This window comes from Roseburia sp. OF03-24, assembly GCF_003463035.1.
GTDB lineage: Bacteria > Bacillota > Clostridia > Lachnospirales > Lachnospiraceae > Roseburia > Roseburia rectibacter.
In genome coordinates this window covers 32513-59113 of the sequence record NZ_QSCK01000027.1, presented here as the reverse complement: position 1 = coordinate 59113, position 26601 = coordinate 32513, and the positions used below count along the sequence as shown (strand labels likewise).

The 26601-nt window shown below is 40.4% G+C and carries 25 protein-coding genes; all 25 read right to left on the bottom strand.

Translation table 11 applies throughout. From position 1 onward, the window contains the following. Window positions 1-3721 (bottom strand): DUF6531 domain-containing protein (locus DXA60_RS13775; RefSeq protein WP_199536233.1); only part of this gene is annotated, 3721 nt, incomplete at its 3' end. 48 nt (window positions 3722-3769) lie between these two features. Continuing rightward, window positions 3770-4240, bottom strand: coding sequence for a DUF4280 domain-containing protein (locus DXA60_RS13770; protein WP_015520294.1), 471 nt, complete (start codon window positions 4238-4240; stop codon window positions 3770-3772). A gap of 1 nt (window position 4241) precedes the next feature. Beyond that, window positions 4242-4754 (bottom strand): hypothetical protein, encoded by a 513-nt coding sequence (locus tag DXA60_RS13765; protein WP_147345398.1) that lies wholly within the window; start codon window positions 4752-4754, stop codon window positions 4242-4244. Then, window positions 4726-5736, bottom strand: a complete 1011-nt coding sequence (locus DXA60_RS13760; RefSeq protein ID WP_117921953.1) for a pentapeptide repeat-containing protein — start codon at window positions 5734-5736, stop codon at window positions 4726-4728. The genes DXA60_RS13765 and DXA60_RS13760 overlap by 29 nt, the downstream gene beginning before the upstream one ends. A gap of 17 nt (window positions 5737-5753) precedes the next feature. Further along, complete coding sequence (locus DXA60_RS13755) at window positions 5754-7220, bottom strand: contractile injection system protein, VgrG/Pvc8 family (RefSeq protein ID WP_117921952.1); 1467 nt, start codon at window positions 7218-7220, stop codon at window positions 5754-5756. Window positions 7221-7235: 15 nt separating this feature from the next. Beyond that, window positions 7236-7859, bottom strand: a complete 624-nt coding sequence (locus DXA60_RS13750) for a hypothetical protein (protein WP_117921951.1) — start codon at window positions 7857-7859, stop codon at window positions 7236-7238. Between the two features lie 57 nt (window positions 7860-7916). After that, window positions 7917-8690, bottom strand: a complete 774-nt coding sequence (locus tag DXA60_RS13745) for a hypothetical protein (RefSeq protein ID WP_117921950.1) — start codon at window positions 8688-8690, stop codon at window positions 7917-7919. A 14-nt stretch (window positions 8691-8704) separates the two neighbouring features. Further along, complete coding sequence (locus DXA60_RS13740; RefSeq protein WP_117921949.1) at window positions 8705-11296, bottom strand: molecular chaperone; 2592 nt, start codon at window positions 11294-11296, stop codon at window positions 8705-8707. 17 nt (window positions 11297-11313) lie between these two features. Further along, window positions 11314-12006: a hypothetical protein gene (locus DXA60_RS13735; RefSeq protein WP_117921948.1), complete on the bottom strand. Its 693-nt coding sequence runs from the start codon at window positions 12004-12006 to the stop codon at window positions 11314-11316. A 73-nt stretch (window positions 12007-12079) separates the two neighbouring features. Beyond that, complete coding sequence (locus DXA60_RS13730; RefSeq protein ID WP_117921958.1) at window positions 12080-13324, bottom strand: hypothetical protein; 1245 nt, start codon at window positions 13322-13324, stop codon at window positions 12080-12082. Between the two features lie 5 nt (window positions 13325-13329). Next, window positions 13330-15081 carry a hypothetical protein gene (locus DXA60_RS13725; protein WP_117921947.1) on the bottom strand — a complete coding sequence of 584 codons (1752 nt, stop codon included), beginning with the start codon at window positions 15079-15081 and terminating at the stop codon, window positions 13330-13332. After that, window positions 15078-15908, bottom strand: a complete 831-nt coding sequence (locus tag DXA60_RS13720; RefSeq protein ID WP_117921946.1) for a PP2C family protein-serine/threonine phosphatase — start codon at window positions 15906-15908, stop codon at window positions 15078-15080. Before DXA60_RS13720 ends, DXA60_RS13725 begins: the two co-directional genes overlap by 4 nt. Then, a complete protein-coding gene (locus DXA60_RS13715; RefSeq protein ID WP_006858377.1) occupies window positions 15905-16411 on the bottom strand; it encodes an FHA domain-containing protein in 507 nt (168 codons plus the stop codon). The genes DXA60_RS13720 and DXA60_RS13715 overlap by 4 nt, the downstream gene beginning before the upstream one ends. A 23-nt stretch (window positions 16412-16434) precedes the next feature. Next, window positions 16435-16971, bottom strand: a complete 537-nt coding sequence (locus tag DXA60_RS13710) for an FHA domain-containing protein (protein ID WP_055193079.1) — start codon at window positions 16969-16971, stop codon at window positions 16435-16437. Between the two features lie 52 nt (window positions 16972-17023). Then, window positions 17024-17467, bottom strand: a complete 444-nt coding sequence (locus DXA60_RS13705) for a J domain-containing protein (protein WP_015520284.1) — start codon at window positions 17465-17467, stop codon at window positions 17024-17026. A 108-nt stretch (window positions 17468-17575) separates the two neighbouring features. Beyond that, a complete protein-coding gene (locus DXA60_RS13700) occupies window positions 17576-18001 on the bottom strand; it encodes a membrane-associated protease 1 (protein ID WP_117921944.1) in 426 nt (141 codons plus the stop codon). Window positions 18002-18018: 17 nt separating this feature from the next. After that, window positions 18019-18447, bottom strand: coding sequence for a hypothetical protein (locus DXA60_RS13695; protein WP_006858383.1), 429 nt, complete (start codon window positions 18445-18447; stop codon window positions 18019-18021). Between the two features lie 34 nt (window positions 18448-18481). Next, window positions 18482-20662 (bottom strand): hypothetical protein, encoded by a 2181-nt coding sequence (locus DXA60_RS13690; protein ID WP_006858384.1) that lies wholly within the window; start codon window positions 20660-20662, stop codon window positions 18482-18484. Between the two features lie 11 nt (window positions 20663-20673). Continuing rightward, entirely contained in the window at window positions 20674-22431 is a 1758-nt protein-coding gene (locus tag DXA60_RS13685; protein ID WP_055193076.1) for a vWA domain-containing protein, read from the bottom strand. After that, window positions 22403-23002, bottom strand: a complete 600-nt coding sequence (locus tag DXA60_RS13680; RefSeq protein ID WP_117921943.1) for an accessory gene regulator B family protein — start codon at window positions 23000-23002, stop codon at window positions 22403-22405. The genes DXA60_RS13685 and DXA60_RS13680 overlap by 29 nt, the downstream gene beginning before the upstream one ends. Continuing rightward, window positions 22999-23151 carry a cyclic lactone autoinducer peptide gene (locus DXA60_RS13675; protein WP_241070752.1) on the bottom strand — a complete coding sequence of 51 codons (153 nt, stop codon included), beginning with the start codon at window positions 23149-23151 and terminating at the stop codon, window positions 22999-23001. The genes DXA60_RS13680 and DXA60_RS13675 overlap by 4 nt, the downstream gene beginning before the upstream one ends. 161 nt (window positions 23152-23312) lie before the next feature. Beyond that, window positions 23313-24608, bottom strand: coding sequence for a sensor histidine kinase (locus DXA60_RS13670; protein ID WP_117921942.1), 1296 nt, complete (start codon window positions 24606-24608; stop codon window positions 23313-23315). After that, complete coding sequence (locus DXA60_RS13665) at window positions 24609-25325, bottom strand: LytR/AlgR family response regulator transcription factor (RefSeq protein ID WP_117921941.1); 717 nt, start codon at window positions 25323-25325, stop codon at window positions 24609-24611. A 24-nt stretch (window positions 25326-25349) separates the two neighbouring features. Continuing rightward, on the bottom strand, window positions 25350-25619 hold the full coding sequence (locus tag DXA60_RS13660; RefSeq protein ID WP_015560316.1) for a helix-turn-helix domain-containing protein: 270 nt from the start codon (window positions 25617-25619) through the stop codon (window positions 25350-25352). Window positions 25620-26302: 683 nt separating this feature from the next. Next, a complete protein-coding gene (locus DXA60_RS13650; RefSeq protein ID WP_243006892.1) occupies window positions 26303-26554 on the bottom strand; it encodes a hypothetical protein in 252 nt (83 codons plus the stop codon). Window positions 26555-26601: the final 47 nt, after the last annotated feature.

Sequence of the window (26601 nt, the reverse complement as noted above, 5' to 3'; positions counted from 1 at the left end):
TTTTTGTAACAAGACCAGAATAATCTCGTTCATATGTGCGGGTTAAATTGTCATACCCTGTCTCCTTAACAATATTCCCCTTTACATCTCGCTCAAAACGATAGACTTCTTCCTTTTCATTCGTAATGGAAACCAACTCTTCCTGCTTGTTATATTCATATACTATTTTTCGATTACCCTGCCTTCTTGAAGCTATATTTCCCAATATAGTATATGTAAATTCCACCTGTGTTTTTCTATCTTTTGCGCAAAGTACATTATCATAGGCATCATAAGTAAGCTGGACTTCGTTTCCATCTGCCAGTTTTACTCCTATCATACGATTTAAATTGTCATATTTGTATGTTTCCACCGCACCTAAAGGATTTTTTGCCGTGAGGCAATTTCCTCTCTGGTCATATTCCCACGTAGAAAAACTACCATCCGGCAGCGTAACTTTGCTCAAATTCAAGTAACTATCATACTCCAAAAGAACTTCTGCATGATTTGCATAAATTACTTTTTCCACCAACTTATATTGGTTATACTGGTATACGGTTTCCATCCCTGCTTCATCTACCGTTTTCTCTAACGTGTCATCATCATGATAAACCCACTGTCTGATTCCTCCTTCCGGGTTTTTTACCTCCACAAGCCGCCCTGTTTCATCATAAGAAAAACATACTTTACTCGCATCTGCCCGCGTAATCGCTGTAATTTGCGACCAGCCATTATACTGATACAACGTAAAACGTCCTTCTTCGTCAGTCTGACTTATCAACTGATATTTATCATTATACTCTTCTCTTGTTTCAGTCAAGTCAGGATATATGATTTTCGTACAGAGCATTCTTTCATCATAATGATATTCACTGAGTCGGTTTTCCTGTTGTATTCTAACTGTATTATACCTTTCCTCATCATAGTAATCAATCTGCAAGTTTAAGGCATCTCCGTCTCCCCATGTTCCAACTGCTCTAGCTCCTTCCTCATACTTATCATATTTCCAATAGAAGGAATTCTTGTTTCTATCAATTTTCCGTACTAATAAATGATTCCGGTATTCCAAACAAGTATCTGCACCAACTGCATCAGTGATTTTCTCTAAATCCTGTTTTTCATTATAAGAATAACAAACCAACACATGTGAATCCTGGCAATTCTCTTTTAAAGCCACCTGTGTAATGCGTCCTTCAGGGTTCGTTATGACATCCAGTTTCCTTCCTACACTATCTACCACTTGACATAAATATCCGTTATGGTCATAGAAAAACTGTATGTGATGCCCCTGCGGATTCTGTATCTTAGTAAGTTTATACGGTAAATAACCATTTGAACTCGGATCAAACAGATAACTATATCTGCTTTCCGGATCAAACAATTGGTAATGATCCTCTTTTCTTCTTAAAAGAAGTTTATTTTCATCACTAAAAACTTCTTCCCCTATTATAATATCAGGGAATACACATGCACGCCCATCATTTAAAAAAACTATTACTGCCAGTTCCTCTTCCAGTACTTCCAATCCCATCTCATAATTGTAACGTGTCCCATGTCCCAGATGCCCCGCAACTTGACTAGCGCTGCACCAGATACGCCGCCATTGTAATGGTAAAGGTCCCGGCAATTCAAAATCAATGGTATCATATATCACATTTCCTGTAATTAAATCTACCGGATCTCCACCCAATTTACAAAATGCTTTTTCTAACCATTTAGGCATATTTTTACCAAATTTTTCCAATAGCTTACGAGAAGTCTTTCGAATTGCTACAGATGTTGCCGGCATTATAAAACCTATTCCAAAAGATATCAATCCCTGTTTCGAGTCATAAGTTCCACCTTTAAAAAGAATATCTATCCCTTGCGAAATTGCATCTGTCAAAAAGGAAACTCCACCACTGACGAACATTTTAGTAAGGAGCTTCGCTCCCTTTAAAGCTTTGATTCCCAAAATTGCGCCAGATACTGCTCCCTCGATTGCTCCTTTTGCACCAGCTAAAGCATAATCCTGCCAGTCACTTACCTCTCCCCGCATAATATCTGATACCGCCATCACTCCAACTGCAAGCGTCCCGCTAATTGCAGCCCCCATACCTACCGCAGATGCAGAAACCCCGATAGCAGCCAATGCAGCACCTCCCGAAGCCACTACTGCTGCCGCCGCCACTGCAACCACTGCAACCACTGCCAAGCCAATCAATACGTTTTTCAGTAATTTTCCCCACTCAAATTTCTTTTCTTCATAAGCAATTTCTTCATTCAGCCGGTCAGTAAAAATCGCCTTTTTTCGCCCTTCATAAATCAGATTATTTCCTGCTTTAATATGAGTATCACCATCTGAACCCCCAAGCAAATAAAGTGAAGATTCCTCCTTTGCCCCCGCAACAATATTTCCTGTCTTGGCAAATATCTTTATTAATTCTTTTGCTTCCAGAGAAAGTTTCTGTTTCGTAAAAATATTTAAGTCTTTATCGCTTCGAATAGATACCCCATTTTCGGCAACCATTTTCATAAATAACTTTTCGTGTGCCTCAAAACTAATATCTGTTGCTCCCAGCTTTAATTCTTTTCCCTCCGGTATTCCCATGTATTTCAGCCTGGGGTTGGAGGTCTTAGCACAACTGCCCCCATTTTTCCGCACTGCATTCATCGCAATCGCACTATTTTCATCGCTGCTGGAAAAATACAGCGAAAGAGTACTGCCAATTTCAGGCATACAATAAAACAGGTTATTTGCCTGCGATGCATAAGGAAACCAGCAGGCAGGCCCCATATTATGCCCCCCATCTATCTTAAGTTCTAATTTTACCCGCTGATTTTCTGTTTCCAAAACCTTGCCCAGTAAAGAAATTCCCTGTATATGAGCATTACTTTTTTTAGGTATGCTCAATGAAGCTTCAAATCCCAATATGTAAGTATAGTAAAGTGCACCTTTTATTAAGAAAGTCTGACTTTCTTCTATTACCATTGGATGTCCTTCATACTCTACAATATTACCCAGTTCGAAACGTTCTTTACTTCGTAGATGATACTTTACAAACTGCTCCTCCTGCACCCAAAAACCGGCTGCAACTGCCTCCTGATACTGTGTTGCATCCTTCTGGATGGTTACTTCACCCGCGCTTTTTATTGTTTCAATATTTTTAGGCAGACCAAACCAGAGCCTTGGTCCCCTTCCTAATACATCTGCTACCAACTGTGTTTGAAAATGAGTTGCCAGACGTTTACAAAACTCCCAGTCTGTTTCCCGATACTGAAGAATAAACTTCCCTATTTCCTGATCTGGAGATGCTGTGCTATTGACAAATGCACTCCCCTGGTAATTTGTCAATACCTGTTGAATTAATGCAGAGTAACTCATTTCTTTATTCTGAAAAGAACGGCTCTTTTCCTCATAATCCAATAAACTGCTCCATGATAATCCATTGATTTCTACATAGTAAATACAATCGTGGTAAGATATACTTACATCTGTCACAACACCAGAAAAAAGTAATATTTTCTCCGAATCTTTCTCTCCATATACAACAACAGGGGCTTTGCTCCCTACCTGATGAATGCATTCCTTCCCCGCTTCTTCCTGTAAAACACCTTTTACCCATATCTGACCATGTTGGTTTAATTTTCTGGTAATCCTCAGTTCATAAACCATTTGAAGTAAATATGGACATTCTACTTTTATCTGCCCCTGCATGAATTCATCCGGAATTCCATCAAGAGAAAGTTGATTATCACTCATTTTTATTCCTCCTTTGCGCGTACACGGAAGCCCTATCCCTCTCTTACATTAGTACACTCCCTGTCCGGCATCCATAAATCCAATAACCCCTCCATACTTACAGGTAATTGTGCATTTTACAGTAAGCGCCGGTTCTCCATCCACCAACGTTTCTTCTTGCGCATCTGCCCATTCCTTTGCTAATTCTGGTTCACACAATTTTCCCTCTATAGGCAATGGAACCTCAACTGGATTTCCATCCTCGTCCGTAACTTGTAACAAATCCTTTGTATCCTCAATCTTTATATCTATCCCATCTTTTGTTTCTGACCGACAAGCCCCAAAAGGTGGAATATTCTTATCAATTCCCACTTTACAATCTGTCCTATTCATCATCGCTTTATCTCGTATATACGAGCCATGAGATGCCGGCATATCCAATTTTCTTGTATGTGTTCCACAAGAACAATACATAGTTGCCCCCCGCACTACATAAGGATAGTGCATCTCTTCTGTTTCAGTTTTCATTTCATCTGACATTTTATCTGCTCCTCCCTGCTATCTTCACTGGCTCGAACCAAATTCCATTAGCCTCTCTCCGCAAAATACTTTCTGCTATATCTAACCGCACCACAACTTCCCTGTTAAAATCCTTTGCCATAAAGATTTTCCGCCCCTCTGTCTTTTCCACATCTAATACGAACTCCTGCACATTCCCTTTTTTATCATATTGGGACTGACTTGAATCTGCACATACAATCTCTGCCGGACGTATCAAACAATACGGCGTTTGCTTTCCACTTTCTTTTTCAATCAGCATCACCCGTTGAAGATCCATATCCTGCTGATACTTTTGTAATATTTTTCTATATTTATCTGCAATCAAAGGATATGGTTTTTCCAGATAATCCGGATAGTCTATACACCGCCCGGTATATTCTTTTACATATGCAATAGATTGCTTCATAACATTCGTACCAATACCCTCTTTTGAAAACTGTATTTGCGGCAACAAACGTAATCGTCTATCTGTTTTCATGATAAAGTAATCCACTGCCAACCTCCTCCGGGAACTTACAATCCACAATCTGAGCATCTTGAAAATTAATCTCTTCTGCCAGCAATACTTTTGAAAAATCTACTTGAATCAATTTTGCTCCTGCAAAAGAGACATGCTTTATTTTTGCTCCTGCAAAATCAACTTGTTCTAACGTTGCTCCTGAAAAATCTGTATCAAAAATCTTCATTTTTTCCATCTTTGTGTTTTTCAGCATCGTATTTTGTAAATTACTAAAAAGTAAATGGCTCTTATTCCAACTGCTTTGAGTAAAATTACATCCTACAAACGAAGAAAATTGAAATTCCAATTCTTCATAATTTCCTTTTGACAAGTCTAAATTTTCAAAAATCTCATAACTAAAAAGTTTTTTCTTTTTGGATTGTAGATAACTTCTTACCTCTTTGCTATCTTTTATGGTATTATCTTCCTTATACAAAATATCAAACCGATCCAGATACCCACCAATACAGACTACAAAACACGGTGCCCTCTCTATCCTCTGGTACGCCTCTGTCTGAACAACCTTCCGCATCCCTGCCCGAATCAATTCAGCAATATAAAAGAGATACAACTTGCTTTCTGCAAATACCCTTCTTTGTGCCTCTGCCAAGCTTGTCTTTCCATTGGATTTTTTTCGTAACTCCTCCACCAAATCCCCATACTGCTCTAAATAAGAATAAAATTCTCCCACATGATAACTGTCACTACATTCCACGTAATCCAAAAACCAATTCTCATCATACGCATCCAAACGGATTTCATGCTTTTTCAATAAAATATTGGTTTGCAACACAGAAAAATGGATATAGGCAATGGCTCCTTTTCTTCCCTGCCTCTGCATTTCATAGATTTTATTACAATATTCAGAAAAACAATCTACAAACTGTTCAACTAACTGTTCAAAATGACTTTTCACATAGTAATCCAGTTCAGCAGCCAACTCTTTACCTTTTCGTTGAAGGTCAATTCCTTGCACACACTGCACCCCCTCACCTAATTAGATTTTACTTCCTGTCCTGTTACTTTTATATCTTCTTCTATTTTGACAGATGCTGTTTCATTACAGCTTAAATCAACTCCCGTAAGTCCGATAATATTTATATTTTCCTCCGCACTTAAAACTATATTCTGATCTGATTTGAACTCAATATCTTTATCGCTTGTAATTAAAACACCCCCCTCATCCGTTAAGGTAATAACTGTACCATCCGCAATAATATAAATACCTCCCGGAGTTAAACGAATTTCTTTGCCGTCTTGATTACGAAGAGACTTGACACTAGGATCATCTCTCTGCCCACTATATTCTCCGCTGCCTCCAGAAACACTATCACTGCCTCCACCAGGAGAACTGTTATTTACTTCTTCATGTACAGAACTTATCGCATAGCTATGCTCTTCCACACCATCTGGAAAGTAAACTCTTACACTATCACCAATCTCAGGCATACAATACCATCCACTTCCATCTTGTGATGAATAAATTGTTGAATAAGGGAAAAAACACAATTTTCCCGGATTATGTCCTGAAATTTCATCTATTTCCAGTGAAACCTTTACCTGATCATTTTTAATTGCAACAATTTTTGCATTTAATGAAGCTCCGGCTATCCGTTCATTCCATTGGTGAAGCTGACTCATTCCTTTTCGGGTTGTTAATGTCAAATGGTATACAAAAATTCCCTTTTCCATACGTGCCATAATCTGATACACATATAATGTCTGTCCCTGAAACTGTACTTCATCTCCGATATCCGCAGGTGAATATGTTTCCACCTCATAGTAAATAAAATCCTGTTCGCTCAATCCACTGATACCACTGTTTGACAATTTTAAATACTTGCCAATATCTTGTTTTACAACATAGTTAACCGTTTCTAAGTTCAGTTTTCCATTGTCTGGTACACCAAAATAACATCTTGGACAATTTATATGAACATCATTAACCAAGCCCGTATGAAAATGTGAGGCCAGTCTTCGAGAAAATTCCCAATCTGTCTCTTCGTACTGCACAATAAATTGTCCTATACTTGCATTTTGAGTAATAACATCCCTAAGCGCAGCATCCGCATAATCAGCGGCTACCTGATTTAACAATTCACTGTATAGCATTTGTTTATTCTGAAAGCTCCGGCTCTTTTTCCCTATATCCAAAAGATAACTGTAGGAAATAGCATATACTTCCATATAATAAGAACCCTGTATGGCTTTGACTTTCACATCCTGCACAATTCCCTGAAACAAAATATCTCTATTTCCGTCAGTTTCTCTGACTGACAAACTCACATTGCTTCCCTGACTGTTATTTATCACATAACTGTCCTTTTTTTCCTCTGGAAGCAGTGCCTTAAAATAAAATGTACCATGTTCATTCATTTGTTGATCAATACGTACATCTAATAATTGTTCTACTATATAGGGGGCTACTTCTATATTTTGAAAAGAAATAATTTTTTCCATATTTACTTCTCCCCCCTATTCTATTGTTTCTACCGTTTCGATTGACTGTATCATTTCGAAGGCAACTGGTCTCCAATATTTCATCTCTTTGGTTCGACAATTAAAACTTCCCATCAATGGTTGTCCCTTCACTGCCAAATAGAACATAAGATTGTATAATTTCCCGTCCATAGCAGGATTTGAAAACTCCACATAAGCAATCTTTTTCCCTAAAACATCCACCGAACCTATTTCTCTCTCTTTAATGCCTGGATTTACTCGTTTCATCATACCAAAAATCTGATTACGAAAATTTTCTATTGTTGCATCGCTTACCTCTCCTTCCATATATTGAAACATCAGATTTATGGTTCCTGTTTCATCTGTAAGAATTGTTTCCGGTCGATGTTCAGACGGATATTTATTTTTAGTCATATCTGGATCTAATGGTACAAAATTCTTCGGCAGCATCATGGTAATTGTATCTTTTGCCAGAAGACTACGTTCAAAATATATCCATTTTCCAAAAATCCTGACACCAGTATATATATTGCGTTCTTCCACTGTTTCTGACTGATTAACCTTAGAACTTTCTTTTTTTTGTTCTGCCTTATTCATCATGTCAATAATTTGTTCATCAAAAAATTCTTCTTTTCCCATCTTTTTCTCTCTTTCTTAAACCATCATTCAATTACTATAAATTTGCAGTTTGTCATTTCAATCCACAATAATCACTCTGGTATTTACTTTTTCTTTTTTGAATTTTCCCATATTATCCACGATATTCTCCAGCTTCTCATATACCATTTGGTTATCGTACGACATGATATTAGCCACTACAGCTTTCTTCATCTTATTACTTAAATATGCCGCAATCACTTTTCGCTCCACCCTCCCCTGTGTATTCCAAACCAGACTGCAAAATCCAAAATCAAACTGATCCTTCTCCTCCATGTTCCAAAGCTCTTCACCAAACTGCCTAACCACCACCGGATGCAGTGTTTTCTCCCCAACACCTGCCACCGTAGCATAAATCAGATTTATCGTATCGTACTCCGTTGACATATCCGCAAAATTCTTATAACTATCCCGCAGCACCGACCCCTCCCGCAGATAAAACCGACACATTTCTATCTGGTTCTCCCCCAGTTCCATCTCTTCGTCCAAAAAGAATCTAACCCGGTATGCCTTATAGTCCAGATTTGTCTCATCCTCTGAAAATTCTGCTTTCAACACCTGCCACCTGTTCTTCGGCTGATAATCCACTCTCTCCTCTTCCATCATCAGATAAATAAAATCGTGAAATTTCAACATTCCCTTCCCAATGACAAGCTGACCATCTTCCGCCCGTATATCACAGCCTTTTAACAGACCGTCTGTATACTCCGAATAATACAACTGCCATCCTGCATAGGTGTAATCCCTGATATCCCACAAACTTTCTTTTTTCAAAATACGCCTGCCCGCAAACACCGGAACCCTGATTTCCATGAAACTTCACACTCCTATTTCTTCCCGTCAAAAAAACTGTTCACCCAGTTATCACTCTCGAAACTGAAAAATTCTGCTTTCCCCAGATAAAGCTCATCCATTTCACAGTAAACCGGAACAACCTGAAATCCCCATTCCTCCTGTTCTGCCCATACGAAGAACTTCACATCTCCATTCTCAATACTGTCCGTCTCTTTCTGTAGAATATGGGAACCATAAACCGCCTCAATCTCCTCATAGCTTTTCTGTGAAAAATCTTCTTGCCTGCATACATACTGAAAACGGCAATGTTCCTCCCCGTCCGTATTTTTCAAATACAGCGGAAGAATCAAATCCTCCATATTCCTCGAAATAGTTCCCGCCGTATCCCAGTCTTTAAAACCATCCACCAGTACCACTTCTTTTCCATTATGGGTATAAGCGGTAATCCGATAGGGGAGCACAGCTTTACCATTGTTCAGGTGAATATCTGCCAGCCCATATTTCCGGTCACGCAGATATTTCAGCGCCCCGTCCACACAAGTCATCTTTAATTCAAAATCTGCCGCATCAATATTCGCCCTTTTCCGAAACTGTATCATTCTCCCCGGAACGAACTCTTTTAACGCATCCTTGAACAAATCAATCTTGCAGGACTGCCCCGTCAGCTTAATAAAGGAAAAATCCTGTATTCTTCCGCTGTGGTATAATTCCTCCATAAATTTCTGTACAATGCCGTATATCTCGCCGGATAACAGCAGCTCTATCTCAAAATAGTTCATCATCACTTCCGGTATCATCTTTTCCACCGTAAGGCTGTTCCCTTTCCAGAAAGACAGCTTCCACTTATCCAATAAAACAGTATTTTCCCGCTGTCCTTTTTGTTCCGAAGTAACTGTGACCTCCAATGCTCCGATTTTTCCGTAAAATAATTTTTTTATCTGCTCTGCTGTATTGAACAAGGTATAAAAATTATTTTTCACCTTGTAATACTCGCTGCGGTTATATCTTTCAAAATCGGCAAAACGCGTGGGAAGTGTCTCTTCCGCTTTCTGATATTCCTGCTCTAAATACTGATAAAACGCCTTTACTCCATGAGAATCAATAAAACGGTAAATATCCGTATCCATATATTCCAGGATTTCTTTCACACTGCTTACATTCTGATTTCCTTTGGCACGCACCAGTGCGATTTTCAATATCTGCATGATGCGGTATGTCAGGTTATTTCCACCAAAGTCCGTATCGCCATTCTCATAGGCAGTTTCCATATAAATTTTGTAAGCAGCTCTGCGATCCTGAATACGGAAACGGTACGAACACAAATCCGTTGTTCCTCCTCCACAGTCAATGATAAGCGCTTCGTATTCTTCATTTTCTTCCAGAGTCTCCTGCTCTAACATATTGGAAATGGTGTTATATAATACAGCCATTCCCTCATCGAGCATCGTTTCCTGACCCGTCATATATTCCGGCAGTATCTCCCGGAACATTCTGCGGAAATAATGCTTCTGCTTCACCGGACTTGAGATATGTACCTGAGAAATGCGGCATTTAAAACGGTTCTCCGTTTTTCTTATGATATACAGGAAAAATCGACGTAAAATCTCCGCCCGCTTTACCAGCCTCCTCCGTCCCTGTCTGTCAACAATTTCTTCCTCTTTCTCGTATTCCCCAATCCAGCGTTTCACATCATAAAAGACACAAAAACCCTCATCCACATAACTTGCATTTGCCAGCCTTATCGCATCATAACCGAACAGCAGCTTGTAATCCTCTTCTTCCACTGCCAATACTCCTATCACGCTGGGCAATAGCATACTTTCCCCTGCGCCGTCCTCAAAAACCGTATAATTGATTTCATTTTCCCTGCAATTTTTTACCGCAGCCTGCTCTCCGACATTTTCAAAATAAGCAGAATCCAGATACACCCCGGCAGTGGTATTTACAGAACCAAAATCAATCGCCATGGGCAGCATCAGTGTGACAGGTTTTCTCACCACAAAATCGATCAGTGGTATACTGTAAACCTCGATATGCTCCGGCAATATTGTGTGCTCACCATAATACAAATGATACAAGCTCTCCGATGTCTGACATCCCATACAGAAAATTCTGTAATCTTTTCTCTGTGTCTCCCGTGTCTCTAACTCCGCAGCCTTGGTCAGATACAATTTTTCCCGTTTTCCCCCATGCTCTTTGAGATTTAAAATCGCACAGAGCGTCTTATCGCTTCCCATTAAAAAGGCATTTGTTCCTGCCAACTCTTTCTTATAAGGAATGGTATAGTCGTCATAATACTCGATAGACAGTCCCTCATAAGCTAAAATCTGGGACTGGCAGTATAATTCTTCACTGGGTTTTATTACAATCCTGGTATTTTTTAAAAATTCCTCTACCCGCTCTTCTCCCCCTTTTTTCCTGTCACAGATAAGGAAGTCCTGTCTTTTTCCCATGTAACGCATAATCGTCTGGATCAGTTCTTCTTTATCGAGAGGGTGTATCACACCATTCATAATCTTTTCACGACGGCAGATTTCCCTTAGCTGATAGGTGGTCATCAACTCCAGTTCTGATTTTTCATATTTCATTTCGTTTTTCATCATATCTGTTCCGGTTGCCTTCATACCTATCACCTCCGCATTTATATTAAAAGTACCTTATCTATCACCATGGTTTCTTCCATATCAAGGATTCCAAAATGTTCCAGATAAAAGACTTCTGTCCTCATACCTATTGGTAAAAAAGTGTCTAATAAAAATTGAACCCTTTTCCTTTCTTCCTGCGTTTCTGCACTTCCAACGTAAATATAAAGTTCATTGGCACAATCCATGCTGACGTATATCATGGAATTTATATATATCTCCTGAAACAACCATTTGAAAATTTCAAGATAATTGCGGGAAGCCACCACATCCATGAGAGCCAGTACAAGATATCTTTTTTCATACCGTGAAAATAACCGCATTGCCGCCTTTGCCTTACTTCCAAACTGTCCGCTTTCCAATTCCTCTGCTAAGAACTTAAGATAGTAATCTTTTTTGCTCATGCCCATCCTCAAGTCCGTCAATGCCAGATAATGAAAGACTGTATCCACAAAGATTTCCCTTGTCTTTTCATATCCCTTTTGGTTAATATCCAATATCTCACTGAAGATATCAAAAAAGCGGTAAAATGGATTCACCTCTACGGCAGTCTGCTCCACTGTCTGCGTATTTAAATCGTAAAAGGAAACCTCCAGATATGGGCTTCGCACCTCTGCCACCTCATACCGCAAATCGGCTTCCCTGATTCCGTTTTTTTCCGCTGCCAGCACAACCTCCCAGATATACTGCATACACTTAAACTCCTTTGTCCTATGTCCTGTCTCCCTGTCGTTTTACAAGGCTGTACCGCCTAACATAAAATGGTTAAAGGTGCGAATCCATCAAAATACCAACACACTTATATTCACAGACAGATAGCTGTATCTGTGACACGAAAAAACGTACCATATCTTCGCAAAAGTTCTTTTTCTGTCCCTTTCGTGTGAAATACAATGCCAACGTTTTTCTTGTCTCCATCGGGAAAACGGTATTTCCCAAAAATGGATTCATATCCCCTTCCAGACAGGACTCCGGTGGTGTTTCAAGCACCTCACACTTTTCTAACTCTACATAAACATTATGTTCAAAGCTCTGTACCATCCAAAACAACTCTGTCCGGCTGTCAAGGGAACTTTCCTGCCGTTCTCTGTAATTTTGAAAAAAACTGCTTTTTCTGCTGTTGCTTAACATTTCGCAGGTATACCCATGGGAACTTGTATCTGTCTTTTCAATGAAACGATATGCTTCCCAATCCCGAAAAGATTCTTTCAGCGACGTCATAATAATTTTATCTTTTTCATGCCTGACTTTAAGGATATCTTCATTGATTCCAAGCATATATCCGCTGTCCAAATCATAGTTTTTTAAATCCAGTTCATGTTCATAATATTTCTCATCAATGCACGGAACCATAAATTTACGGCACTGAAATGTGAACTTTTCTATATTCCATAACAGCAGCATGTCATTTTTAATATCTTCCTCATAGCTGCCAAAATCTATTTTCAAACCGTTTCCATCCGTTTCCCCGTCCGTATCTATTTCATAAAATCTATCCAGATATCCCGTATTGACTGTTGTCCAGCATATCTTGTTATAGACGAATACCTGATACAGCTCCGACAACGCCTGCTGATAACATTTTGCTTTGCGCACCCGGACGGTATAGGATTTGCCGCTGTCATCGACCCCTTGAAAATCTGCTGCTTTTTCAAATTCTGCTTTCTTTTGATAACTGCCCGCAAAATAGATAATGCAGGGCATTGCTTCCGTCTTCTCCTGCTCCTTATCCTCCTGCACTAATACAGGAATAACCGGATACAGCGTTCCATTGATGGGGTCATAGTCCTTTTGCTTTATAACCGTCATAGAAACTGCATATTTTTCATTCGGAATCTCTATTTCCCGTTTGATTTGATTTTCCAAATCCAGATACCGTTTTTCCATCAGTTCAAAAATGGGCACAAGACCTTCCAACAATATTTCCCTTGCGTCCTTCCGCTCGTCCAGATCCTCTATTTCTGTCAGCCTTTTTCGTATGTGCTGCTGTAAATCTGTAATACTTTCCACAATGTTCACCCCTCTGTGATCTGCATATCAATATCGCTCAAAATTCCCTCTATCCTCTGCACATCTTCATCACTCCCAAGTTCCTGATAAACCGATTTTGCAGACAGATACTGTGATTTTGCTCCCCACAAATCCCCGGACTGCCGGCAGGCTTCTCCCTGGCTTTCATAGGCAGCCGCCGTATTTTTCTGTTCCTCCTGTTCACTTAACTTTTCTTCTACGGCATCCAATTTTTTCTGTGCATCTTCCTGTCCCGCCGTATCCGCTACTTCACCATACTTGGCAACTGCCATCGTATAATAAACTTTCGCCCCAACATAATCTTTTTCCAGACATGCCTTATCTCCTGCTGCCACCATCTCCGCTGCGGCAACTGTCTGCTGTGCCTGACTGTCTGCTTCTTCCTGTGCCGCGCTCTCGGCATCTGCCTTTTCCTCATAAAGCTTTTCCAGCGAATCCATAACAGTCTGTTTGCCCTCCGCATCATGTACGGACAACGCGGCTTTTTTTGCCAGCAGATACTTCTCTTCCGCCCCATCATAATCGCCCTGCTCTAACAGGGAATCTCCAAGGTTTATATAATCCTCCACCGACAGGAATACACTGATATTCTCCAACTTATTTTCTATGTAATCCGTCCCTACATTGTCCGCATATCTGGTGCGATCCAATGCAGAAAGATAGTATTCTTCGGCCGCTTCATAATCTGCGCTGCTGTAGCTTTCATCTGCCAGTATCACAGTCTCTATCACAAAGGAATATTCCTGCAGACGGTTTCTCATACTGCTGTCTTTCAGCTTTTCTGCCAGTTTCTGCGCCTGCTCGCATTCCTCCTTTGCCCTGACATAATTTCCGGTATTGATATATTCCACCGTATTGGTAAAATGATAATTCATATCCTCAGTACGCTGCACTTTTCTATCACGCAGAAACCACAGCACCACACCGATAACGATTGCCGCTATGACAACAATAACCGTAATCATCACTATTTTTTTTATCCGTTTCCGCTTCTCTGGATTTTGGTATACTTTATTTACAAAAATAACTGCCAGCGTATAGTTGTCCAGATTCTCCGGCTGTCTTGAAAGCAATAAGTCCTCGATATTATCCACCGTTGTCTGCACTTCGTTGTCAGCTTCTGCAAAGACATCATCCAGTTCCGCCTCGTCCACATTCTCCCAGATTCCCCTTGTATACAGAGCAATCATGTCGGTTTCCGCCAGCTTTATCTTCTTTGAAACCACGGGCTTAAAATTTTTCTGTCCCAGATAGGCATAAAGATTATTCCTCTCTTCATGCTGCATCAACTCATCTTTGGCAATTTTCTCCTGCTCCACCATCTCCTGGGCAAGAGACATATCCCTCGTCTGACGGTAAACCGCCCCTCCCCGGTACATGCGGAGCCTTGTGTTCCCCACATAGCCATATCTCATCTTCTGGTAATCCGTTACAACCACTGTAATAGATGCCTTTAACCGTCTGTCACTTTCTTTTCCTAACAATGCCCGGTTTGCCCGCTTTAACAATCTCTTTACAGCCCACTTTGACAGAGATGGATTTTCCTGAAAACTAAGAATGACAGTCTCAATGGCAAGCCTTGCGCTTTCTACATCCGTGACCTCCGTAATTCCGTCTGCGATGACATAGCAGGCGAACTCATCTAATTCCACATACCCAAAATAATCTCTGTTTTTTAACCTGCTTCCCTCTTCGGAAATAAACCGTGCCTCAAAATCACTGTTCTGTTTTCTCATGTCATTTCTCCAACTCTTATCAGAATTACGCTGGCATTATCCTTATCGCCTTTTTTCTGATTTACCAGTTCCACCAAATCAAATGCCATTCTCTTACAGCTTTTCTTCCGGGCTAAGCAGTCTTCCATCTCTTTCCATGTCACGCTCTCCTGCATTCCATTACTGAAAACTGCCACCACATCCCCTTCCTGTAAGCGAACCGGCTTGTCGTAGAACTGCATTTCCTTAAAACCGTCTCTTCCCAGGTAATTGTAAATTCTTTTTTCCTGCAGCATAGACAGGGCATCTTCTCTTGTCAGAACGCCTTCCACATACTTATCCTGTGCCAGCACATCTACGGTGTGTCCCGTTCCAAGGGGAACCAATTCCTCATTTCGGAATACTGCAATCTTTACATTCCCGACAATCCCGTAAAACAGAAATCCTCCCTGTATCATAACGGCGCTGACTGCCGCCATTCCTCTTCCCTCATCCATCTGTTTTAAAATTTCCCGGTTTGCCGTCTGAAACGCTTTCTTAAAAAAATAGGACGGGTGGTCTGCCATGTTGTACGTTTCAAAAATTTCTTTAAAAACCCGAATGACTGTCTTAGCAGCAATTCTGCCGCCCGCTTCTTTTCCCATTCCGTCTGCTAAAACCGCCAGTAAACCATTCTCATTTTCTTCTATTGTAAAGTAATCCATCTGTATTTCACGGCTGCCGATGGTCTTGCAGGCTCCCGTCTCATATCCCTCTCTGCTGCTCTGGAATACCAGACAAAAACGGTACAAAAATGCAATCCCTAAGAAAGCGCATAAGATACAGACTGTCAGGTACGGGACATTCATTTATCGTCCTCCCACATATAATGCTCCCCGCAGAAAGGGACAAAAAGGAATGTGCTCTCCCCCATCTCAATCACGTCATATGCACTTAACGGCTGCGGCAGATAGACCGCTTCACCGTTCAGATAGACCAGACCGTTGCTGTCTCCCGGCAAAATCATGTTCTCCCGTTTCTTCGCATCAAATACAATCACCGCATGATTTCTCCGTGCGATTTTGTTATCCCCCAGAATCTGAATGTCCATATCATCTGCCCGTCCCACAAAATTCTTTCCGTCCATGACCCGGTAATCTTTGCCTCTTCTCGGACCTTTTACGCATACAATCCAGCCGCAGACCGGATTCTCCTCCTCCAGAAAAAGAATGTCCTCAATTTCTTCCTGCGATTTTTCCACTGACTTTTTTTCTTTCGTGGCTGTCTCAATATTGCAGTACGGACACACTGTTCCATATCTCCTGCTTGAAAAAAGATGTCCGTTCTGACAGCGAATTAAATTTCCACTCATGTTTTTTCCTCCATATGTACACGCTATTTTGCCCCTAATCTGGTATTCCCGATAAAAATAATATCGCCTGCGTTAATCCGGCAGGGATGCTCCCTTGACACCTGATACACTTTGCCATCCTTCGCATCCTGGATTCTTACACCGTTTCTGCTTCCTAAATCTTCAATATACCACTGCCCCGCCGCATAATTTAACACGGCGTGCTGACGGTCTGCCATTCCGCCATACTCTGTATTCTGAAGATTAATGTCCACGTTTTCCTTATGCTCGTCCCGTCCGATTAAAAGGGACGTCTTTCCGCCAATATGCCAGGCTGATATTTCGTTTCCCTCTTCATCTAACAGCAACAGTTCCTGTATTCCCCGCCCATTTCCTCTTTTTTTCTGTCTGCCGGACAGAGAATCCGTCACTGCCAGCAGCAAAAATGCCAGAAATACAATCCCGCAGACAGCCATAAGCGTATCCCGCCCCCTGCTCTGCTCCATATATGTAAAACATAGAATTATAATTGCAGCGGAAAGACTGCATATCATCATGTCCATGAAATTTTTCTTATTCATTTTCACCTCAATATCACCGCAAATCTGCGTCTGAAAAATCAAATCGTCTTTCTCAACGTTTCAATCCCATATAACGTTCAAATAAATCTGTCACATCCATGGGATTAATCTTTTGTTGCGTGCGATTCTCCTTTTTCTCACTCTGCTTTCCCATGGAAAAAAATCGTTCAAATTCCTTTTCAATATCTCCCGGATCAATCGTTCCTCCTCCGGTATTCTTTCTGCCCGTCCCAGCACCGTTCCTGCATGTCCCAGCGCTGTTCCTTCCTGCCGCACTTTTCTGTTCTTTCTGCGCTGCCCTAGCGTTGTACTCTTCCCTCTTTTGTTTATCGCTCAGAATCCGGTATGCCTCTCCGATTTCCTTAAACCGTTCCTCTGCCCGCTTATCTCCCGGATGTGTATCGGGGTGGCATTCTTTTGCCGCTTTTCTATATGCCTTTTTTATGGTGTCCTCATCAGCCGTTTGCGAAACCCCTAATACCTGATATGGATTCATATTTGTTCCAACCTTTCATTCATGGCAATAGAAAGCCCGTAAAATGCGCTTTCTATTGCCGATTTAAGGCGCAGGCTGTCCTATTTGCTGACAATCTGCGCCCTGCTGTTATGCTGAATAATTTCCTTCTACCGCTACAGAAGCGATTTTGTCTTTCTTCTGTCTGAGTACTAATGTGAAGGTTCCGGTTCCCTCTACATCGCCAAACTCTTCTTTGTAGTCAAGCACAAATGCGTTTGGGAAACAATATTTTCTCTCCATTACGCCGCCTGCCACATGCTCTACTGTCACCTTCCGATAACAATCCGCTTTCTCCGCCGGAACAACGGACCATAATGCCAGCTTCCTGGTACTGTCAGTAATATCCCCGTCCAAAGCCGCTAAAATCTTTCCGGTAATTACCATAGTTGCGCCGACATCCTTCGTTCTCGCATTAGAATCCAGCGGAATATCAGTAGTAACCTTTACGCTTCTGACACATTCCTTCTCCACTTCAAAGCTCTCGCTTCCTTCGACTTTTACTAAAAATGACATAATTTCCTCTCCTTTCTTTATTCACCGTAGCCGCCTTCGATCTTCACCGCATCATTCTCGTCCTTTTTCTGCTTGATGTGGAGGTAAAATGTACCCACACCGGTTTCATCATCCATATGCTCCTCATATTCCATGACAAACGCATTGGGGATTGTGTACTTTCTTACCACCTGTCCTGCTGATACAACATCGATCTGTGCATTTCTGTAGCAGTCTGCCTGCTCGGACGGAACCTGAGACCATTTGGATAATCCAAGTGTTCCGTCTTCTCCGTCTGCTCCCACCTTATACAACATTTTTCCGGTAATCTTTACTGCAATGCCAAAATCTGTAGCCCTTGCGTTGGAATCTGTTGCGGAATCGGAACTGAACGTAACTTTCTGGATAGTTTTCTCGTCCAGATTGATGTTCTCTGCGCCTCCACTCACTGCTAATCTAAAACCCATGTTCGTTTCCTCCTTCTTTTCTTTTAGACTTTATTTAAAATGTTCTGTCCTCGCTGTTGACCCGGTTAATCTCGATTTCGAGATTCTTCACGTTACCGTTAAATGCGATATCAAGCGTGCAGTATCCCGCTGCCTCGTCGATGGAATACCGGATATCGTCTCCGTTTCCGATAATCGCATTGATGCAATCCTTCTTCTCCATCCATCTGCTTCTCTGGCTGGTAGGCTTGCTGGAGAAAAACTCCACAATATTTTCCTGCTTAAAATCGCCTGTCGCTAAACGCATCACTCTCTGAATGTAAGTAGTCACCTGTGTCTTATAGATTGGCTCATAACTCTTTCCGTCTGTCAGCAGGTTACGTGCCTTGTAGACCATAATGTTCTGGATATTCATATCCTTAAGCACTGCATTTTCGGAAGAAAATACAAATCCGAAATTCTTCCGGTTGATATCGCTCTTGATATCGTTGGTGTATCCTGTAATCTCTTTTGCCATGGTAGTCCGAACCTGCAGTGCGTGATCTCCTGACTCAATGTCAAACCGGACACCCGGAAGCTCATCGTCCACGTTTTTCTTAAACACTTCTTTTAAGTAGTCCGGACTCTGGTAAGCTGCCACCAAACCGGCTGCCACATAAGCAGCTCCTATGTAGACACCATCAATCCAGATTTTCATAACATCTTCTTTTTCTTTAGACAGCGCTGCCGTATTCTGCTCTGTAATGTACATTTTGTTATCCAGAATGACGCCGGACTTGTCTTTTGGTATTACGGTAAAATTCGGGATACAGGGAATTGCATATTCACTAAAAGGCTTGCCAATCAACTGCGTGCATTTTGTTTCATATTTTTCAATTCCCTCTGTCGCCATAACATTAAAGGTGGTCTTATCCCCCGTCTCATAGCTGAAGAAACACTGCACTTCATAATCTTTCAGCGCATCCAGAATCCGAACCAGCGATTCCATGCTGTTCACATCCTCTTTCTCTACGTTCTCATTTCCTTTAAAACGCTCCTTTACCGCCTTCAGCTTAGAACTGCTGTTTAAGGAAACCGACGGAACAATGGCATACCAGATGGTATTCTCAAAATCATTTTTTGCGTTTACCGTATTGAGATATGCTAAAAGTCGCGGAATGTTGCTGCTCTTTGCCAGCATATCGTTGCTCACATTCGATACCACCAGAGAAGGTTTCATTCCCTTGCAGTTTCTCGGATACTGCTCGAAGAAAGCCCATACCCCCATGATTTTTTCCACCAACGGTTTTACTGTCTTGATAAAATCATCCTTGCTCCGCTTGTAGAACTCAAGGTAAGAATTGTAGTTCGCTACTTCTTTCTCAATATCTACCACACTCTCCATCGTAGATGCCAGCGGACAGAAAGTTCTTGCAACCAACGACATAACATACTCATTTCCGTCCTCGTTCAAATCCATATAGTCTTTCTCGATTGCCTGAATCAGTCCGGCGTTGGCATTGTCGTCTAATACCATCAGCTCTTTTTTGTTTTCCTTCGGCGCCTCTAAAATCTTAAGTTCTCCGTGTTCATCCATACTGAGCACGCCAATGCTTAACGGCGCTTCGTCTTTTTTCTTCTGTCCATCGCCCAACAACAGCCTTGTCTTGATATCCTCTATCGCAAGCGGCAGCATTGCCATTACATTGTTGTAATTGACACTTGCTTCTTCAAACATCAGATTCAGCTTATCTGCCGTATCTAACTTCTTCGGATCGCCGTCCTCAAGTTTCGCATATTCGCTGTAGGTATACTGAAGTTCTTTTCGGTTCTGTCGGATATCGTCCATGACCTTTTTGGGTGAAATCATATCCGTCAGTTTCTCAAATTTAAAATCTACGTTGATGCTTCCCTCCGCCCGCTTTGCCTCAACAAGCGTCATCAGCATTTTCAGATAATCATTCTGGCGGTTCAGATGAATTTCACTCAGTAACTCATCTTCAATCGTTTCAGGTTTTTTCAGCGTATAGATTACTTTCTGATTGTTTGCGTCAAAATACGAATACACCACCGGCTCAAATTTCTCCAAAAATTCGTCAAAACTTCTCACCAGCAAGGCATCGTTTATTTCTTTGATTTTGTCGTCACTTACGCTGTTTACCCCCCTGACGTCTCCAACAAGTGTCAGAAGATTCAGCTTTTCCGGATTGATTTCCTCAAAGAGAATCGTCCTGTTTGTCTGTGTTATTGTATTCACTTTGTTCCTCCTTACCTTTCGCTTGGTTTCATATTTTTATAATGAAGTTCAATTTCTGTTCCTCCATTATTAAAAATCAGCAATATTTTTTCTCCATAGTATAAAGAATACTTTCTCTCCCGTTTCAAAATCTGGTTTTCTTTTACGATTGTTGCATAACCACTGTTTTTGAAACACAGTGCATGGTCTTTTCCGCCAGTAAACCTGATTTTATCTGCATCCGATAATTTATAGTCAATCCCGCAGCGGTCTTTGATCCAGTCAAAGGATATACTTTTTCGTGATTTTCCGAATAACTTAATACTGCAGGGCGCAACGTCGTCTTCCTGCTCCCCCTTTAACAAATATACCGCCAACTGTCCCGAGAAATCATATTTCGGCAGCACAGGAGGTTCCGATTTCTCTATGATAATGGAACCCGTCTCACCATCGTTTTTTTTTTGCTTTTTCCTTTCATATAAAACAGAGAGCAAAAGTACCACTGCACATAAAGATATAATTACAATCCAAAGAACCGTATAATCAGGTTCCTCCTCTACAACCGGAACTGTCAATTCCACCGTATCTGCCGTTTTTATGTAATGAACCACATTTCCCGACGGCTGAATTGCAATTTCCACATTCACTTTTGCCGTCTCGTCTGTCTGATACGGAACCATCGCCGTGCCATTTTCCACACGGTAAGACGCTTCCTTGCCATTAATCAAAACAGAAATACTGTCTTTTAAAGTTTCCGAATCCAAAACCGGCTTCTCCTGATGGTTTACAACATTTACCTTCAGGGTAAATGTCCCTTCCTCTGATGTATAGGATTTCTCCATATCAGCTTTTAAAAAATATTCTTTTATCAGATAAGTATGGACATTTCCTCTGTTTTCCAGAGAATAGTCCATTGTAATCTGCCGTTCCAATGGATTTTCCAATTCAGCAACCGCAAACTTGTTTCCCTGAAGCATATTCAGGCTCTCACACTGTCCTGCAACATGAAAATCCTCGATGTTTTCCCCTGACACGAGAAGTATCTTTGCATTCTGCATATAAGTATCCTGCAGATCCACTGTCATATTTCCTTCTCCGGAAACCGCCTCGCCAAGTTCTATTTTTTCTATCTGTAACGTCTGGAACAGATATTTTGCAGTGATTTCTTCAATCGTCTGGTTTTCGCCTACTGTATACTGCTCTCCTGACGTCACTTTCGTTCCATACGAAACCTCATTCTCCGTCTTATCATTGGGGATTGCAAACATGTCAATTTTTATTCCCTGTTCTGCAATCTGATCCACCATATTTTCAAACTGCCTGATTGCAGTTTCTGTTTCGCTTTGATCCCGCAGAGAAATTTCCCCGTCGGAAATAAATACCACTCTTTTATCTGCCGCCGCACTGTCAAACATATCAGCCGCCGTTTCCAACGCCACCGCTGGGGTGGTGTAGCCCTGCAGTTCTACCGTCTCGAGTGCATGTCTGGTTTTCTGATTAATGTTTCCGAAATCTTCCTCATAAACAATTTCCGTGTTATATACCAGCAATGCCACTTCGTATTCTTTCGGCAACGCCGACGCTATCATGCATGCGCTGTCCGCTGCCTCAATCCACTGTCCGTCTCCCTGCATTGATTTGCTTGCATCCAGCAAAAATATAATCTGCTTTTTTTCGGTGATTTCATTGATTTCATTCTTCTCCGCTGCCAAAACCCTTGCCGGAAACAGCAAAGAAAGCCCTATGAACAGCATTGCCAATTTAATTGTTATCTTCTCTACTTTTCCCATTTTTCTCCGTATATCTTTTTACTGACCATGCCAGATAACTCACTCCACACCAGATAACTGCGCCCAAAACCGCATATGCAGCTCTCTGATTTACCGCTAAGAATACCATTCCGAGTATCAGCTCTGTTACAACTATGATTCGCGCCTTTTTTCCGATTACTTTCTTTTCTGCTTCCTCCAGAGGCTTATTTTTATCCTCCAGGGGAGCAAATAGAAATATCCCCATCCCCGCAGCCAACGCCGCAGCGATTGTAAGACAGGTCTGATAAGCAAATTCTGCTTTTATCCATAACAAGGTTAAAACCAGAATCCCACATGAAAGAAAATAGCAGCTCATCCATCCCGGTGCGTGATATCCTCCTGCTTCCTGCCGCAACAGCATAAATGCAATCAGAAATATCATGCAATATAACAATTCCCCAAAGGCCGCGCCAATGACAACACCCGTTCCAATATTGAAAGCATATACAGCAATGGTCTGCAACGCAAATAGATATATATCCCTGTACTCCGATTGAATGCTTCCATTTTCTTCCATGAAGTCTACGATTCTTTCAAAAAGTTTTCTCATTTCTTACTCTCAGAAAACTTTTTGAGATTTTCCGGCACCTTGGGCTGATGCAGAATAAAATAGCAGCATTTTGTTGCAGCGCCTGTTGCTACTTTCTCCAGTCCAAATGTCATTAAATTGCTCAAATAGCGGTTTAACAGATTTCTCATCTTGATTCCCCCTCTCTTTTTTCCTAATAATACCATTTTTCGACACAGAATCTTCAAAACGTCAAGAATCGTATGGTTATCTGTAACTTTTTTATTTTTATGCAAAAAAAAAGAGACGCCTGTCTCTCACTCACGCATCTCTTATTTCCCTTTACATTTTTTTACATAGAAAAAATCTCATACAATAATACTGTCACCACAAATTGATGATTCCCATCATCAATGATAACCTCCCCATCATACCGTCTGGCTATCTTCCTTATTATATTCAGTCCAAATCCATGCCTGTGTTTTTCTTTTTTTGTTGTCATATAATGATTTCCGCTCTTTTTCCGTTCTTCTTCGTAATGGTTAGAAACCATCATCATAAGGTTTCTTCTATCCACTCGTATTTCTACGCAAACACTACGTTCTTCTGCTTTCACTTTTTTGGATGCCTCTATCGCATTATCCAACAAATTTCCAAGACAGATACAGATATCTTCTGTTTCCACTTTTAAATCTCTCGGTATCATCAGCTTTGTTTCAAATTTAATATCAAATGTCTCAGCAACCGCCGCTTTATAGTTAATAATACTGTCAAAATAGAAACACCCTGTATTAGATACTTTTCTCTGCTTATGTAACTTTTCTAAAGAATTATCGCAATATTTTTTGAGTGCCTCATAGTCTCCTTTCTCCAGATACATTTTCTCCATCAGATACCGTTCCGTCATATTATGGCGGAACTCACTCATTTCTACCCACAGATTCATGTTTTCATTGTACTGTCTGAGATAATATTCACTTTGCTCCTGTAAAACCTCTTCCCGTACTCTTTTTTCTGCTGTTTCTCCAATTTTATCATACAAATAATATGTAAAAATATTTATCAGCATTACCATAAGCGCTGCCACAAAATCCAATGTCTCGCTCATGCTTTCCTTTTGACAGATCATTTCAGCTAAAATGACAATGCTTCCTCCGGGAATCATAAAAATTTCAACCCATTCCTGTGTATTCAACCTGATATTTTTATGCCGCTTGATAAGCGCCAGCAATATTTTTATAAAGAAAAACATAACTAGCTTGGAAACCAGCAATAGTAAGTAATCCTCATTTGCCGTATCTACTTTGGCTCCACTTTTCTGAACAAATATCTGCCATCCATAATAAGTCAATACTTCTGATAATGCTCCGCTAATTGCCATAAAAGCAGTAACTGCCGATAAAACCCATGCAGAATCTATATATAAAATACGTAAAGCCAAAAAAAATGAGACAACAAATATTCCTGTATTGTCCCACGCACTTTTTGCAAAACTGTAAGTAAAAAAATTAGAAATAACAAAATACATTCCCCATACAAAACACTCCCACACTCTGCCATGCTTTCTTTGTGTCAGGACTTTTTGTGCAAAAATTCTCTGATACACTAAAGAAAAAATTTCAATGGCTGCCAGCATTACTTTCATCATTTAGCTTATCCTCATCAATTCAATATAACTTTTTCTTATTTTATCCTTATATCTGGGACCTATTTTAAATTCTTTGCCGTCATCCATCACTACTTTTTCATACCGAAATTCCTTTACATAGTTCACATTGACCAGATAAGATTTACTAATCCTTAAAAACTTGATATTCATCTGTTCTAACTGTACTTCTACTTCATCCAGTTTTTTATAAAATGAAGAAACACCGTCTGTACTGTAAAGATTCACCTGTCGCTTATCACTCTCAAAATAACGAATTTTATTTACCAAAATCTTATGTGGAACTTTTTTATATGTATACTCAAAAATTTCTTCTTTTTGACTCATCGCCTTAAACGCTTCTCTAAACCCACTATCCAGTTCCTCCTCCGAAACAGGCTTGTCTATAAACCGAAATGGCTGTACATTAATGATTTCCTTACAATACTGTTCATAGTAGGAAATGAAGAACAAAATTGCCCTGTTATCCTTTTCCCGAATCCGTCTTGCCGTTTCAACTCCGTTTATCCCGCCCATTTCAATGTCCAAAAGAATGATATCCATATTGCCTTTTTGTTCCATTTCCCATAGCAAATCTTCTCCACTTTGAAAACATTTTATTTCTGTATTCAGCCCCAAACGGCAAACGATATTCCTAACCATCTCTTCCTGTATCTGAAGTTGTTCTACTAAATCATCACAAATCCCGATCCTTATCATATATCTTTGCCCCCACTGTAACAACTAATGTTTCCGTTTTGCCAGACTCTTAACCAACGCTTTTACCATATCATAAACAATTCTGATGTCTTCTTCACTGCATTCTTCCAATTCCTGTGAAATTTCTTCATCAAAAACAACTTTCCCTTTCACCAGATTATCACAAATCAATGCGTCAAATGTCGTATCAAGAGCGTTTGCAATATCTATCAAAGTTGCCAAGCTTACTTTTGTCTTTCCCCGCTCTATATTACTCATATGTGGATTAGAAATTCCAACAGTAGATGCCAGCATCTCCTACGACCATTCTTTCTTCATCCGACGCTCTTTTATTCTCATACCTATTGCGCAATAGTCTAATTTCATTTCTATCTCCGAAACTAATTTTCCTTTATCATATCTTTTCTTTGACTATTTAAGAATGCTCTGTATACTAATTTATTTTGCTATGGTTTAATAATCTACAAGAAATTTTTTATTTTATTTGCAAAATTATCATTTTAAGCTTAACATATACGTCATTTTACGTTTATTACCAATGTGTAACCAGACTATATTTCTATTTTATCCTAAATACTTTTTTTCAGTCTGTTTCCTTTGACATTGCTTAGTTTTCTCCTGCTGCGTCTCTGCATTTGCGTGGCTCTTGATTCTGTGGAAAGCCCTTAGAAACTCTGCCATTCCCTCTACCGCCAGTGTTTCCGACTGTACCGGAATAATCAGACTGTCACAGCATATCATCACATTTTTTATATGCACTTGGATAAAAATAGGGTTAAGCACTTGCCTCCTCCCGATAAAAATTAAAGCAGAGCTAAATCAAGTATCCCATTTTCATGGAATTTAGATTTAGCCCTGCTTTGGTCATAACGACATCAGCCAATATCCCTAATATTGACAGATCCCGGCTATTCACTATAAGATTTTAATATAACAGCGCTGCCCTATCTACTCTCCTTAGAATAGCGAAAATAGGACTAAATCATAGAAACCGCTTCTTTATAGCTAATCTCTTGACTTAGTCCTATTATAACGTCATCATCAAAAGTAATCGCCACCTTTTTTTCTGCGGTATCTTCCTGTGCCGCAAAAGACAATGTCTCTCTGGCATTTTCATGATTGCCGCCCCACTGACAGACTGCTGCTGCAAAAATAACTGCAGCGATCAGAACATCTTTCGGATAATGAACTCTTTGTTTATGAAAAATATTTTTTACAGATAAAAGCACCCGCGCAATCTCCCATATTTGTATAACTTTATATTTTCTCTTATCTG